We start from the raw sequence: 12,875 nt of genomic DNA, 5'->3' as shown, positions 1-12,875 counted from the left end.
GTTCGCTCGCCGGGTATCGGGATGACCTTATGAGCGACGTGGAAACCGGCACGATAACCACTAAGGTGCCCGCACGGCTGGACCGGCTGCCGTGGTCACGCTGGCACTGGATGATCGTCATCGGACTGGGCACCGTGTGGATCCTCGACGGGCTCGAAGTCACCATCGTCGGTAACCTCTCCGCGCAACTCGCCGAACCCGGCAGCGGCCTGGACATCACCCAGGCCCAGGTGGCGGGCACGGCCGCGGCGCTCTATGTGGCGGGGGCCTGCTCGGGCGCGCTGTTCTTCGGCTGGCTCACCGACCGGTTCGGCCGCAAGAAGTTGTTCATCATCACGCTGCTGGTCTATCTGGCGGCGACGCTGCTGACCGCGTTCTCGTTCAGCGTGTGGTGGTTCTTCCTGTTCAGGTTCGTGACGGGGTTCGGCATCGGAGGCGAGTACGCGGCCATCAACTCGGCCATCGACGAGCTCATCCCGAGCCGGCACCGCGGGCGCATCGACATCATCATCAACGGCAGCTACTGGCTCGGCGCGGCCGGCGGCGCGCTGCTGACCGTGCCCCTGCTGAACGACCTGCCGGTCAACATCGGCTGGCGGGTCGCCTTCGGGCTGGGCGTGGTGCTGGGCCTGGCGATCCTGCTCGTACGCCGGCACGTGCCGGAGAGCCCCCGCTGGCTGTTCATCCACGGCAAGGGCGACGAGGCCGAGAAGATCGTGGAGGACGTCGAGCGGCAGGTCGGCGAGGACCTGCCGGAGCCGTCGCAGTCGATGACCATCCACCAGCGCAGGTCCATCGGGTTCGTGCGCATCGCGCACACCATGGTCGCCCTCTACCCCAAGCGGACCGTGCTCGGCCTGTCGCTCTTCATCGGGCAGGCGTTCCTCTACAACGCCATCACCTTCGGGTACGCCCAGATCCTGTCCACCTTCTTCGGCATCACCACGAACACCGGCTACTACTTCGCCGTGATCGCGGTCGGCAACTTCCTCGGCCCGCTGCTGCTCGGCCACCTTTTCGACACCGTGGGCCGGATCCCGATGATCTCGGCGACGTACATCGGGTCGGGGCTGCTGCTGCTCGGCACCGCCTGGCTGTTCAGCCAGGGGGCGCTGACCGCGGTCACGCTGACCGCCTGCTGGTCGGTGGTGCTCTTCGTGGCCTCGGCGGGGGCGAGTTCGGCGTACCTGACGGTCAGCGAGATCTTCCCGATGGAGACCAGGGCGATGGCGATCGCGTTCTTCTTCGCGGTCGGCACGGCCTGCGGCGGCATCGCCGGGCCGCTCGTCTTCGCCAACCTGGTGGAGAGCGGCGTGCCGGGGGACACGGCGCTCGCGTTCGGCATCGGCGCGCTGGTGATGATCGCCGGAGGGCTGGTCGAGTTGTTCCTGGGGGTCAAGGCCGAGCGCAAGGGGCTGGAGGCCATCGCGGCGCCGCTCTCCGCGGCCGGGGCGACCAAGGCCGCTTGAGGACGCCTTGCACCTCGCCTATGTCCGGCATAAAGCAGACCGAAATCGGCGTCCGGTAGAACGGTGGCCATGGTCAAACATGCCAGGAAAACCGTCATCTCGCTCGGAGCCGTGGCGCTCCTGACGCTGGCGGCGGCAGCCGCTCCCGCGCAGGCGACCTCGGCCACCGACATCCCCAAGGACAGATGCAAGCGCGGGAACTACTGCATCTACGACCCTCCCAGATACCCCCTCTGGCAGTACAGCGGAAACAACGATGTGACCCACACCTTCGACGGAGGGTCGTCATGGATCAGGAACAACGGGTATAGACAGGCCGGCGCCGACCATATCCGCTTCACCTACAACTACTTCGGCGAATCCAAGAAGACCGGATGCCTGCATCCGCCGGGCGACGGCACGACGATCAAGAAATTCACCAAGAAGAAGTCCGTCAACATCTTCAAGGTGCGATGGGTCGGCGCCTGCTAGGCACCCGGCCGAGAACCGGTGGACACTGACACCGTGTCAGGCGATATGCAGGGTGTTCCTACGTCGAGGAGGACATCGTGGTGATCGCCGACCGGGTCGATGAGGTGCTGCGCGCGGGCAGGGCCCCGCATTTCCACGCTCTTGTGGTGATGCGGGCTGGGGAGGTCGTTCTCGAACGGTACGGAGCCGGGCGGGACCACCGGCTCGGCGAGGACCTGGGACACATCGTGTTCGACCGGGACACCCTGCACGACCTGCGGTCGGTGTCCAAGAGCGTCGTGGGACTGCTGTACGGGATCGCGCTGGCCGAGGGGCTGGTGCCGGAGCCCGGCGAAGGGTTGATGCGACAGTTCCCCGAATATCCGGATCTGGTGGCCGATCCCGCGCGGTCGCACCTCACCGTCGAACACGCGCTCACCATGACCCTCGGCCTCGAATGGAACGAGGACGCCCCTTACACGTCCCCGGCCAACAGCGAGATCGCCATGGAGCTCGCGCCCGACCGGCACCGCTTCGTGCTGGAGCGGCCCGTCGTCGAGGAGGCGGGGAAGCGGTGGACGTACTGCGGGGGAGCGGCGGCGCTGCTCGGGGCCGTCATCGCGCGCGGCGCGGGCCGGCCGCTGACCGACTACGCCGCGAGCGCGCTGTTCCGGCCGCTCGGGATCGGCGACTTCGCCTGGACCAAGGGCGACGACGGGATCGAGTCGGCCGCGGCGGGGCTGCGGCTGCGCCCGCTCGACCTGGCGGCCGTCGGGCAACTGGTGCTCGATGGCGGTCGCGACATCGTGCCCGGCGAGTGGATCACGCGGATGCTCACGCCCCGCATGGTGATCGAGGACCAGTTCCGGTACGGGTACCAGTGGTACATCGGCACCGGTGCACGCCGGCTCTACGAGGGCATCGGCAACGGGGGCCAGCGGCTGCTCGTGGCGCCCGGCGAGGACCTGGTGGTGGCGGTGACGGCCGGCGAGTACGACGCGGGCATGGACAGCGCCGCCGCCGTGCTGGACGCCGTGCTCGGCAGGTGACGGCCCCGGGCGGCCGGTCAGAGCGGCAGGCGGGTGGCGGCCGTGCCGAAGGCGGAGACGGCCGCCAGGATCGCCGGGTGCTCACCGTACCCCTTCCTGAAGGCCGCCAGCGTGCGGCGGCGCAGCGGCAGGCGGGTGAGTGACACGTCGGGCGGTGGGTGGATCGCCGCCAGGTGAGGCACGAGCGCGACCCCCTGGCCGGCCGCCACGAAGGCGAGCACGGTGTCGAAGTCGTCGATGTGGTGGCGTACGGAGGGCTCGAACCCGGCTGCCTGGCAGGCCCTGATCGCCATCGTGTGGCAGAGGGTGCCCGGCTTGTTGGTGATCCAGGCGTCGGCGCGGGCGGCGGCGACCGAGGGGCGGTCGGTGAGGTAGATCGGCTCGCTGAACAGCGGCTCGGTCTCGATGGACGAGTCCGTGACCGGCGGCACGAAGTCGTATTCGTGCACGAGCGCCACGTCCAGCTCGCCCGCCCGCAGCGCGGCCGAGACGTCGGCGGGGTCGATCTCCGAGACCATCGGCTGGAGCGCTGGATGTGCGCCGGTCAGGGCGGCGAGCGCGGGAGGCAGGAGCACCCTGGCCGCCGTGGGGAACGCGCCGACGCGCAGCGGCCCGGAGGGCCCGCCACGAGTGGCGGCGAGCGCGGCGGACGCGCGTTCGAGCTGTTCGAGCACGGCCTGGGCGTGTTCGACGAGCAGCTGGCCGGCGGCCGTCAGCGTCACGGTGCGGCCGGTGCGTTCGAGCAGCGGCACGCCCGCCTCCCGCTCCAGGGCGGCGAGCTGCTGGGAGACGGCGGAGGGCGTGAACGTCACGGCCTGCGCCACCGCGGCGATCGTGCCGCGCCTGGCGAGCTCGCGGAGCAGGAGCAGCTTGCGCGGGTCGAGCATAAGTTGAGCTTAACCTCTGGCCAAGAAATCAGTGCTGGACCTAACGGGTTTGGCCGGGCACGCTCGAAGCATGCTGAGAGGAATCCACGTACCGCTGATCACCCCGTTCGCCTCCTCTGGAGAGGTGGCGGGGGACGCGGTCGAGAAGCTGGCGGGCCACGTGCTCGACCAGGGCGCGGCCGGCCTGGTCGCGCTGGGCACCACCGGCGAGGTGGCCGCGCTCGATCCGGAGGAGCGGGCGCTGGTGATCGAGGTGTGCGCGCGGGTCTGCGCGGAACGACAGGCGCTGCTGACGGTCGGGGTGACGGGCAACGACACCCGGTCGACGGCCGCGGCGCTGCGGCGACTGCCTGAGGGGGTGGGGGCGGCACTGGTGACCGTCCCCTACTTCCTGCGGCCGGGAGAGCGCGGGGTGATCGCGCACTTCGAGGCGCTGGCGGAGGAGACGCCCGTGCCGCTGGTGATCTACCACATCCCCTACAGGACCGGGCAGGCGGTCGGATTCGCCACGCTGCGCCACCTGGGCGCGCATCCGATGGTCGCGGGCGTGAAGTACGCGGCGGGCCTCGACCAGGACGCCGTGGCCCTGCTCGGCGACCTGCCCGCCGGCTTCCAGGTGCTCGGCGGCGACGACGCGTTCATCTCGCCGCTGCTGGCGCTGGGCGCGGCCGGCGGGATCCTCGCCTCCGCGCACCTGGAGACAGCGCGCTTCGCCGAACTGGCCGACGCCTGGCACGCCGGCGACGTCACCCGGGCGAGGACGCTCGGCCACCGGCTGGCCCGGCTCTCGGCGGCGCTCTTCGCCGAGCCCAACCCGACGGTCCTCAAGGGCGTGCTGCACGCCCAGGGCCTGATCCCCACCCCGGACGTACGGCTGCCGCTGGTGCCCGCGAGCGCCGGCGCTGTGTCACAGGCTCGGCAGGTGGCGGTACATCCAGTGGAGTGACTCCTGGCTCGCGCTCCTCTTCATGAAGAGCGGCATGCCCACCCGTCAGCGCTCGGACCCCCTGATGGCCGTGCCGACGTCGCCGACGCGGTCGGCCAGCAGCCCGATCGCGCCGACGGCCCTGGTCATCGGGTCGTCCTCGGACCCTCCGAGCGCCTTGGCCCTGAGGTAGGCCGCCTTGACGGCCGCCCAGCGTTCGGCCTGGGCGGGCGTGAGCCTGCCACGCAGCTCGGCCAGCTTGAGCAGGTTCGCCTCGGCGTCCGTGGTCAGCGTCTGCGCCTCGCCCAGATAGTGGTCGTCGATCAGCGCTTCGAGCTCGTCGTCGTTCATCGCGGGCACGATGCGCTCGGCCAGCTTGTTCATGTTCCGGTACGACCCCTGCAGCCGGTACGGAGGCTCGGTGCGCGCGGAGTCGGACTGGGCGGCCGAGGCGATGTAGGCCCGGTTGCCGGCCAGGATGACCTCCTGCACCCGCACCAGCTTGGACAACACGCCGAGGATCTGGTCGAGCTCCGGCTTGGTGTACGGATGACCGAGCTGGTCCGGCCGTACGGTCGTGTCGCCCTTCGCCAGCCGCACCAGCAGCTCCACGTCGGCGCGGTCGCGGCCGGCGAGTGGCGCGAGCACCGGGTTGGAGGTGAGGGCGTTGTCGATGTAGCTCAGCGCGAACAGGTCCTCCTTGCCGGACAGCACGTCGCCCAGGTTCCACACGTCGGCCCGGTTGGCCAGCATGTCGGGGATGCGGAAGCGCTGTCCCGACTCGGTGTACGGGTTGCCCGCCATGCACACGGCGAACCGTTTGCCGCGCAGGTCGTACGTGCGGGTGCGGCCGTTCCACACGCCCTCGATGCGGCGCTGCGCGTCGCACAGCGAGATGAACTTCTGCAGCAGCTCGGGCGAGGTGTGCTGGATGTCGTCCAGGTAGAGCAGCGTGTTGTTGCCCGTCTCCAGCGCGAACGAGATCTTCTCCACCTCCTGCCTGGACGTGGCGTCGGGCGCGTCGGCCGGGTCGAGCGAGGTGACGTCGTGGCCCAGGGCCGGGCCGTTGACCTTGACGAAGACCAGGCCGAGCCGGCTGGCCACGTACTCCATGAGGGTGGTCTTGCCGTAGCCGGGAGGTGAGATGAGCAGCAGCAGGCCCATCTGGTCGGTGCGTTTGCCCGCGCCGGTCGCGCCGAGCTGCTTGGCCAGGTTGTCGCCGATCAGCGGCAGGTAGACCTCGTCCAGCAGGCGGTTGCGGACGAAGGCGCTCATGACCTTGGGGCGGTACTCGTCCAGGCGCAGCCGCCGCCGTTCCGCCTCGACCAGTTCGCTCCTGCGGCGCTGGAAGGCGCGGTAGGCGGGGACGCGCTCCTGCCTGAACCTGCGGGTCCTGGTCAGCAGCTCGTCGAGCCTGATCTCCAGCGTGCGGCCGGCGATGCGGGGGTGGGAACCGAGCAGGCCGTCCACGGTCTCGGTCGTGGCGGCGCTGGAGTCGTGGCGGGGCAGGTCGCACAGTTGTACGGCGATGGCCTCGACGACCTCGGGGCCCTCGCGGAAGGCGGAGATCCACGCCTGCGCCAGCTGGAGGCGTTCGGGCAGGGCGAGCGCCTTGAGGTCCTCCTCGAACTCGCGCACCTTGGCCGGGCCCAGCTCGTGGCGGAACGCCTCCAGCAGGTCGCGCGCATCCTTGCTGGTGACGAACCCGGCGGGGCCGCCGCCCAGCTCCTCGACCAGGTATTCGCCGGCCAGGCCCGCGTGCGGCGCGAAGTCCGTACGCAGACCGGTCATGAACTCCGCGATGGCGGCGCCCAGCTCGGCGGCCAGCGCGCCGAGCGCGGAGGCGTCGCCGAAGACCGTGCGCGCCCGCACCAGCGACAGCGCCCGGGTGGCACATGTTTTACGTGAAACCTCGTCCAGCCCGAACGCCCAGAACAGCTGAGCGGCCGCGCGGACCTCGGCCGGGTAGCGCAGCAGCCCGGCTCCCTCCCGCAGCCGTACGAGCGCGTCGAGGATGATCGTGGCGTCGTGGTCGTGCACGCCCCGCTCGTAGCCCTCGTCGTAGCGGGACTCGGCGGCCTGCCGGACCAGGTCGGACAGCGGCGTGCCGGGCGTGACCGAGTCGAGCAGCGAGGCGGCCAGGTGCTCGGCCCGGTAGACGTCGGGCGTCTCCGAGACCAGCAGCTGGTCCCAGAAGGGCCGGGTGTCGGCGAACGACTCGGGCACGGGCGCGCGGTAGTCGGTGCCCGTGATCGCGAAGTACATGGACGTGCGCTCGTCGTCGCCCTCCACGTGGGGCACCAGCGTCAGGTCGATCGGCTGGGTGTTGACGGCGAACCGGTGGTGACCGAGGCGCAGCGTCTCGCCGCCGTCCGCGAACAGGTCGAGGCGGTCCCGCAGCGACCGCGCGGCCTCCTGCTGCGCCGACTTGACCCGCCCGTCCAGCTCCTCCGCGCGTACGGAGTCCCCGAGCGCGCGCAGTTCGCCCGCGACCGAGCGGACCTTGGCCACCATCGGGTCGGTCGCGAAGTAGGTGTTCACCTCGTCGAGCGACGACAGCGACCCGATGCGGCGGGTGACGCTGGCGAGGACCCGCTCGGCGGAGCCGAAGATGCGGTCGGCGCGGCGGGCCAGCTCGTCGAGCTGGGTCTGCTTGCGGGACGAGAACGCCTCGTAGACGTCGTCCCGCTTGGCCGACAACTGCGCGGCGAAGTCGTCGAACTCGCCGAAGCGCGACTCCAGGTTCTCCAGCTGCAACATCAGCCGGCCGAGCTGCTCGTCGCACTTCACGGGGGTGTCGGCGATCGCCAGCGCGCCCGTGATGGCCTGCCCCAGCAGGGCGAACTCGGCGGCGAACGCGGCCCGCCCCTCGGCCCCGAGCAGCTCGCGGCGGCGGCCGTCGAGGACGGCCCTGGCACGGTTGACGCCGCCGAGGACCTCGGCGATGCGGCCCAGGATGGACGTGCGCACGGTGGCGTCGGCGATCTCCAGCGAGCCGACGACCTCCGTCACCACCTCCAGCCCCTCCGACTGCTCGGCCAGCCGCTCGGCGACCGGCTCCGCCTCGGCGGCCGTGGTGATCGCGCCGGCTTCGGCGGCCAGCTGCTCGACGGCGGCGTGGTAGGCGGTGAACGCCTCGGCGCCCTCCAGGAACGCGACCGCCCGCCGGCCCACCACGTCCAGCTCCTCCGACACCGACGCGCCCAGCCCGTCGAGCGCGGCCAGGTCGACGTAGCGGACCTCGCGCAGCGTCACCAGGTGTCCCTGGGCCCTGCGCAGCGTGGCCAGCAGGCTCACCCAGGCGTCGGCGGTGACCGGGTCGTCGGCCTGGGCGCGGCGTACCAGGCGGGTGGTCTCCTCCGTCGCCGTGGCGAGCGTGCGCTCGGCCTGCCTGGTGAGCTGCTCGACGTTCTCGTACTCGTCGAGCACCTGCTCGGCGGTGGCGCGTACGTCGGACAGCGGGCCGCGCAGGCCGTGGTCGCCGAGCCAGTGGTAGGAGTCGAACGCCCGCGTGCACGCGGCGATCAGGCCCTCGAACGTCCCCGCGGACGGCGCCATCTCCTCGACCATGCGCGACACGGACAGGCAGTCGGAGATGCCGCGTACCAGCTCGGGGTTGCCGATGCGCTCCAGCGGGCCGGTGCCCGCGGGCTGGGTGGCGGCGTAGGTGTCGGAGACGTACGGGGTCTGCCAGACCTGCATCGGGTGGACCCGGGTCGGCTCCTCGGAGGTGGCGCGGAAGACCACCATCGTGCCGTCCTCGAACAACGAGTAGCCGTGGCAGACGATGGGCGTGGCCACCTCCTTCCTGATCACGTTGTACGGCAGCAGCAGCGAGCGCCCGTCGCCCATGGCGTGGAAGACGTACAGGACGTCCTCTCCGTTGGGGGAGCGGACCACCCGCTCGAACTCCAGGTCGGTCACGTCCGTGTCGAACGTCTTGCTGACCCCGGTCGCCAGGTAGTAGCCGCCGGGGAAGATCAGCCCCTGGTCCTCGGGCAGCCGCTGGCAGGCCTGACCGATGCCGTCGAGCCGCACGACGGACTTGGTGCGCACGTTGAAGACCAGGTGCCGCCAGTCGGTCTCCTTGTACGGCTTGATCCGCATGAGGATGAGCGGCCCCACCCTGGCGTACTCGACGTCGGCGTCCGCGAGGCTCTGCAGGGGTTCGGTGACCGGCTCCGAGTAGATGCCGGCGCCGGTCTCCGTGTTGTCCTCGATCTTGATGGTGAGGTCGCCGCCGACGGTCTCGACGAACACCTCGCCCTCGATGGAGATGTGCGGGTGGCGGCCGAGCACGTGGTCGTCGCGGGTGGTGGGCGTCCACTCGAAGTCGTGGGACGAGGGGAAGACGTGGTCGCGTTCCCCCCTGTTATCCAGATATTTCGTGACTCGGCCGGTGCTGACCGCCCAGCGCAGCACCCGGATGTCCCCGGGCCCCGTCCTGAACACCGCCAGCAGCTTGCCCTCCACCCGCCGGAGCTGCTGCAGCCGCGTCTCCTTGTAGTAGCGGTAGAGCTCGGCGAAATCCTTCCTGAACGCCGGATCCTCCAGCGTCTCGAGCTTGTCGGCGTCGAACCGGAAGGCGTCGCCGTCCCTGGAGAAGCGGTGCACCGCGAACACGTCGGCCACCGTCGTCTCCGGCTTGAGCCCGATGAAGACGTTGTAGCCGAACAACATCACGTCACCCAGGGAGACGATGTCCCTGGGGACGCAGTTGTTCTCCGTGCGGATCCGCTCGGTGCCCAGCAGGCGCAGCTCCGCGCCGCCGAACACGCGCAGCCGCTCCTGGTTGACCGCCTCGGCCGCCGCCGCGAGGGCCTGGGCCTGGGCCTGGAGCCGGTTCCTGAGGACTTCGTACGTCCCCGCCTCCAGCCCGGACCCGGCTTCGAGCGTAGTCACAGAGGGTCAGCTCCTCGCCCCGGCGAGCGCGGCCACCGGCGAGTCCGCCACCCCCAGCCTGCGGGCCGTCTCCAGCAGTTCGCCCAGCGCCGACGACTGCGGGCCGCCGTTGTTGATGAGCTGCATGAGCAGCGCGGACACGGTCAGGTTCCTCAGGTCCTCGGTACGCACGCCGCTCACCACGTCGGCGAGGTCGGCCGCCAGGCTGGCCTCACCGTTGACGTACGGCTTGGCCAGCGCGCCCGCGACGTCGGAGTGCCCGATGAACCCGTCGACCGCCTTGCCCGCGGTGATCGAGCCGACCACCTTGTCGAAGAACATCGTGTCGCCGCCGACGATGTCGATGTTGGCCTTGGACAGCCCCGCGGCCAGCACGCTGGCCTGCGACTCGGCCACGTGCCGTGACACGTCGATGTGCTTGAGGCGGATCTCCTTGTCGGCCTCGAGGCGCAGGCGGTACTCCTCGTGCTCCCTGCTGGCGTCGTCCAGCGCGGCCATCGCGGCCGCCTTCTCGGTGAGACCCTCGGCCTCGGCCTTGAGCTTCTCGCCGACCGCGGCGGCGCCGGCCAGTGCCATCGCCTGCTCGCCCTCGGCCTGTGCCTTGAGCCGGTCGCCCTCGACCAGCGCCATGGCCCTGGCGCCGTCGGCCTCGGCCGCCAGCTTCTCCTTCAGCGCCAGCGCCTCCGCGCGGCCGATCTTCTCGATGGCGTCCGCGTCGCGCTCCTTGACCTGGACCTGCGCCAGCCCGTCGGCGGCGGACTCGGCCTGGATGCCCTCGGCGAGCCGGATCTTGGCCCGCGCGTCCAGCTCGGCGGACTGCTGCCTGGCCTCGGCGAGCACCAGTTCCTCGCGGGCCTTGAACTTGCTGGCGGCCTCCGCGGCCTCGGCCGCCTTGATGTCCTTGACCAGGTTCTCCTGCGCCTCGGCCTCGGCGGCGATGATCACCTGCTGGCGGGTGCGCTCGGCCTCCTCGACCACGCGCAGCCGCTTGATGCTCTCCTCCTGCTCGGCCACGGTCTTGTCGACCGCGATGCGCTCGCGGATGACCTCGGCGATCGAGCGCTTCTCGGTCTCGACCTCCTTGTCCTTCGCGATGCGCGACAGCTCGGTCTCCCGCTCGCGGGCGATGACCTCCAGCAGGCGGTCCTTCTCGATCCGCTCGGACTCGATGGCGATCACGCGCTCGCGGTTCTTCTCGGCGACCGCGATCTCGCGGTGCTGGTTCTCCCGCTGGACGCCGATCTGCTCGTCGGTCTTGATGCCGGCGGCCTGCGCGCGCAGCCGCTCCTCGGCCTGGACGCGGGCGATCTCCGCGTCCTCGCGGGCCTTGACGGTCTCGATCTCTCGGCGCTGCTTGAGCTCGGCGTCGGCCTGGCGGCGCTCCAGTTCGAGGATGGCCTCGCGGGCGTCCACGTTCTGGCGGGTGATCTCCTTCTCCTCGTTGCGCCGGAACTCGTTCGTCCGTACGTGCTCGAGGGCCGTCAGCTCGGTGATCTTGCGGATGCCCTGGGCGTCGAGGATGTTGCTCTTGTCGAGCTGGACCAGGGAGGTCTGCTCAAGGTAGTCGATGGCGGCGTCTTCGAGGCTGTAACCGTTGAGGTCCGTGCCGATGAGCCGGATGATCTCGTCGCGGAACTCGTCGCGCTTGGTGTAGAGGTCGACGAAGTCCAGGTGCTTGCCGGCCGTCTTCAGCGCCTCGGAGAACTTCGCGTTGAACAGCTCCTGCAACGTCTGCTCGTCGCTGGCCCTGGCCGTGCCGATGGCCTGGGCGACCTTGATGACGTCTTCCGTGGTCTTGTTCACGCGCACGAAGAACGTGATCTTGATGTCTGCCCTGATGTTGTCGCGGCAGATCAGGCCCTCACGGCCGGTGCGGTGGATCTCGATCGTCTTGACCGAGATGTCCATCACCTCGGCCTTGTGGACGACGGGTAGGACGATCTTGCCGGTGAACGTCACGTCAACTTTGTTGATCTTCGACACGATCAGCGCCTTGCCCTGTTCCACCTTGCGGAAAAGGCGGCCGATGAGGACAAGGAGCCCGATCACAATGATCGCGACTACCGCTATGAGAATGCCGAGCCCCGTAGAGATGACGTCCATCAATGCTCACTTTCGTACGGCATGACCAAGAAGAATTCGCCGTCTTTGTCGTAGTCGAAGATGAGGCCGGTGGCGCCGCGGTCCAGGCGATCCAGCCCGGTCGTGCGCACCTGCACGATCGCGGACGCGCCGTCCGCGGCGCTGACCTCGGCCTGGCCGAAGTCGGGCGTGGCCTCGCCGGTGCGGATCACGCACATCTGCCCGATGAAGTCGGCGCGCGACGACCGGTCACCCGCACGGAAGAGCGGCCGCAGCGGAAGCAGCAGGCCACGGGCGGCGAGCCAGCCGCCCACCACGGCGGCGAACGGAACGGCGATCAGCAGGTCGCCGCTCATCACCTGGCTGCCGACCAGGCTCACCATCCATGCCACCGCGATCAGGAACGACAGCGTGATCCCCGCGGGCACTCCCCCGAGCCCCAGCCAGGCCGCGTCGTCCTCCACCCCGAACAGGCCGGTGATCACGGCCAGCCAATAAACCACGACCACGATGAGAAGGATGGTGAAAATGATGGTCGGAAAGCTGAATGCGGTGTCTACGAACTCGGTCATCCCACCTCGGCGTGCCCCGTCCCCGTGTGTGTCCTGTCGGACTATATCTAGATAAAGACTGGGTAAAAGGAAAAGTTCCCATAACAGTGTGCGACTTGACCTCAAGTTCGGTTGAGGTAGCACGCTCTCTCCCATGAGCGACGTGATGAGGGCGGCCGCCTTCGCCGAGCCCGGCGGCCCAGACGTGCTGACGGTGATGGAACTCCCCGCTCCCCAGGCGGGCGAGGGAGAGGTACGCGTACGGGTGCGGGCCGCCGGCGTGCAGCCCTTCGACGCGGCCGTACGCGCCGGGTGGCTTCCTCCGTACATGTCGGACGTCGGCTACCCGCGCATCCCCGGCAACGAGTTCGCCGGCGTGGTGGACCAGGTGGGGCCCGGCGTCACCGGCGTGGCGCTGGGCGGCGAGGTGCTCGGATGCCCCTATGTTCGTCAAGTGGTCAGGCTGGGTCAGGAGCGTGGTCGGCTGTCGCTGCTTTGATCAATGCGTAGACCTCGCGGGCGACATAGCGTTTGAGGCAGCGGATGACCTCGCGGCGGGT

9 protein-coding genes are annotated in these 12,875 nt (G+C 69.9%); 5 read left to right on the top strand and 4 right to left on the bottom strand.

Features of this window, described 5'->3' with window-relative positions; translation table 11 throughout:
• Positions 1–29 precede the first annotated feature (29 nt).
• The 3 genes from E1295_RS25705 (at position 30) to E1295_RS25695 (ending at position 2,968) form a co-directional block, all read left to right on the top strand.
• Positions 30–1,469, top strand: a complete 1,440-nt coding sequence (locus tag E1295_RS25705; protein ID WP_132633478.1) for an MFS transporter — start codon at positions 30–32, stop codon at positions 1,467–1,469.
• A 69-nt stretch (positions 1,470–1,538) separates the two neighbouring features.
• Positions 1,539–1,940, top strand: a complete 402-nt coding sequence (locus E1295_RS25700) for a hypothetical protein (RefSeq protein WP_132633476.1) — start codon at positions 1,539–1,541, stop codon at positions 1,938–1,940.
• A 77-nt stretch (positions 1,941–2,017) separates the two neighbouring features.
• A complete protein-coding gene (locus E1295_RS25695; protein WP_220448885.1) occupies positions 2,018–2,968 on the top strand; it encodes a serine hydrolase domain-containing protein in 951 nt (316 codons plus the stop codon).
• 17 nt (positions 2,969–2,985) lie between these two features.
• Here E1295_RS25695 and E1295_RS25690 read toward each other — a convergent pair whose 3' ends face one another.
• Entirely contained in the window at positions 2,986–3,855 is an 870-nt protein-coding gene (locus tag E1295_RS25690) for a LysR family transcriptional regulator (protein ID WP_132633474.1), read from the bottom strand.
• Positions 3,856–3,925: 70 nt separating this feature from the next.
• On the opposite strand from E1295_RS25690, the gene E1295_RS25685 reads away from it, so the two are divergent.
• Positions 3,926–4,801 (top strand): 4-hydroxy-tetrahydrodipicolinate synthase family protein, encoded by an 876-nt coding sequence (locus E1295_RS25685; protein WP_132633472.1) that lies wholly within the window; start codon positions 3,926–3,928, stop codon positions 4,799–4,801.
• 45 nt (positions 4,802–4,846) lie between these two features.
• Here E1295_RS25685 and E1295_RS25680 read toward each other — a convergent pair whose 3' ends face one another.
• From E1295_RS25680 to E1295_RS25670, 3 genes are read right to left on the bottom strand one after another with little or no spacing between them, the layout of a single operon-like run.
• The gene (locus tag E1295_RS25680) at positions 4,847–9,682 is read right to left on the bottom strand and encodes a DNA repair ATPase (protein WP_132633470.1); all 4,836 of its coding nucleotides are present in this window, start codon (positions 9,680–9,682) and stop codon (positions 4,847–4,849) included.
• Positions 9,683–9,688: 6 nt separating this feature from the next.
• Positions 9,689–11,785, bottom strand: coding sequence for an SPFH domain-containing protein (locus tag E1295_RS25675; protein WP_132633468.1), 2,097 nt, complete (start codon positions 11,783–11,785; stop codon positions 9,689–9,691).
• Positions 11,785–12,273, bottom strand: a complete 489-nt coding sequence (locus E1295_RS25670; RefSeq protein ID WP_246080344.1) for a hypothetical protein — start codon at positions 12,271–12,273, stop codon at positions 11,785–11,787. The genes E1295_RS25675 and E1295_RS25670 overlap by 1 nt, the downstream gene beginning before the upstream one ends.
• A 196-nt stretch (positions 12,274–12,469) precedes the next feature.
• Between E1295_RS25670 and E1295_RS25665 the strand changes: the two genes are divergently transcribed.
• Positions 12,470–12,814, top strand: coding sequence for an alcohol dehydrogenase catalytic domain-containing protein (locus tag E1295_RS25665; protein WP_342775908.1), 345 nt, complete (start codon positions 12,470–12,472; stop codon positions 12,812–12,814).
• Positions 12,815–12,875 lie beyond the last annotated feature (61 nt).

Origin of the sequence: Nonomuraea mesophila (genome assembly GCF_004352805.1) — a bacterium.
In the GTDB taxonomy this organism is placed as follows: Bacteria; Actinomycetota; Actinomycetes; order Streptosporangiales; family Streptosporangiaceae; genus Nonomuraea; species Nonomuraea longispora.
This window is presented reverse-complemented; position numbering and strand designations above follow the sequence as displayed.

Coding starts and splice junctions, on each gene's coding strand:
- E1295_RS25705 (WP_132633478.1), top strand. CDS start 30: ATGAGCGACGTGGAAACCGGCACGATAACCACTAAGGTGCCCGCACGG.
- E1295_RS25665 (WP_342775908.1), top strand. CDS start 12,470: ATGAGCGACGTGATGAGGGCGGCCGCCTTCGCCGAGCCCGGCGGCCCA.
- E1295_RS25700 (WP_132633476.1), top strand. CDS start 1,539: ATGGTCAAACATGCCAGGAAAACCGTCATCTCGCTCGGAGCCGTGGCG.
- E1295_RS25685 (WP_132633472.1), top strand. CDS start 3,926: ATGCTGAGAGGAATCCACGTACCGCTGATCACCCCGTTCGCCTCCTCT.
- E1295_RS25690 (WP_132633474.1), bottom strand. CDS start 3,855: ATGCTCGACCCGCGCAAGCTGCTCCTGCTCCGCGAGCTCGCCAGGCGC.
- E1295_RS25675 (WP_132633468.1), bottom strand. CDS start 11,785: ATGGACGTCATCTCTACGGGGCTCGGCATTCTCATAGCGGTAGTCGCG.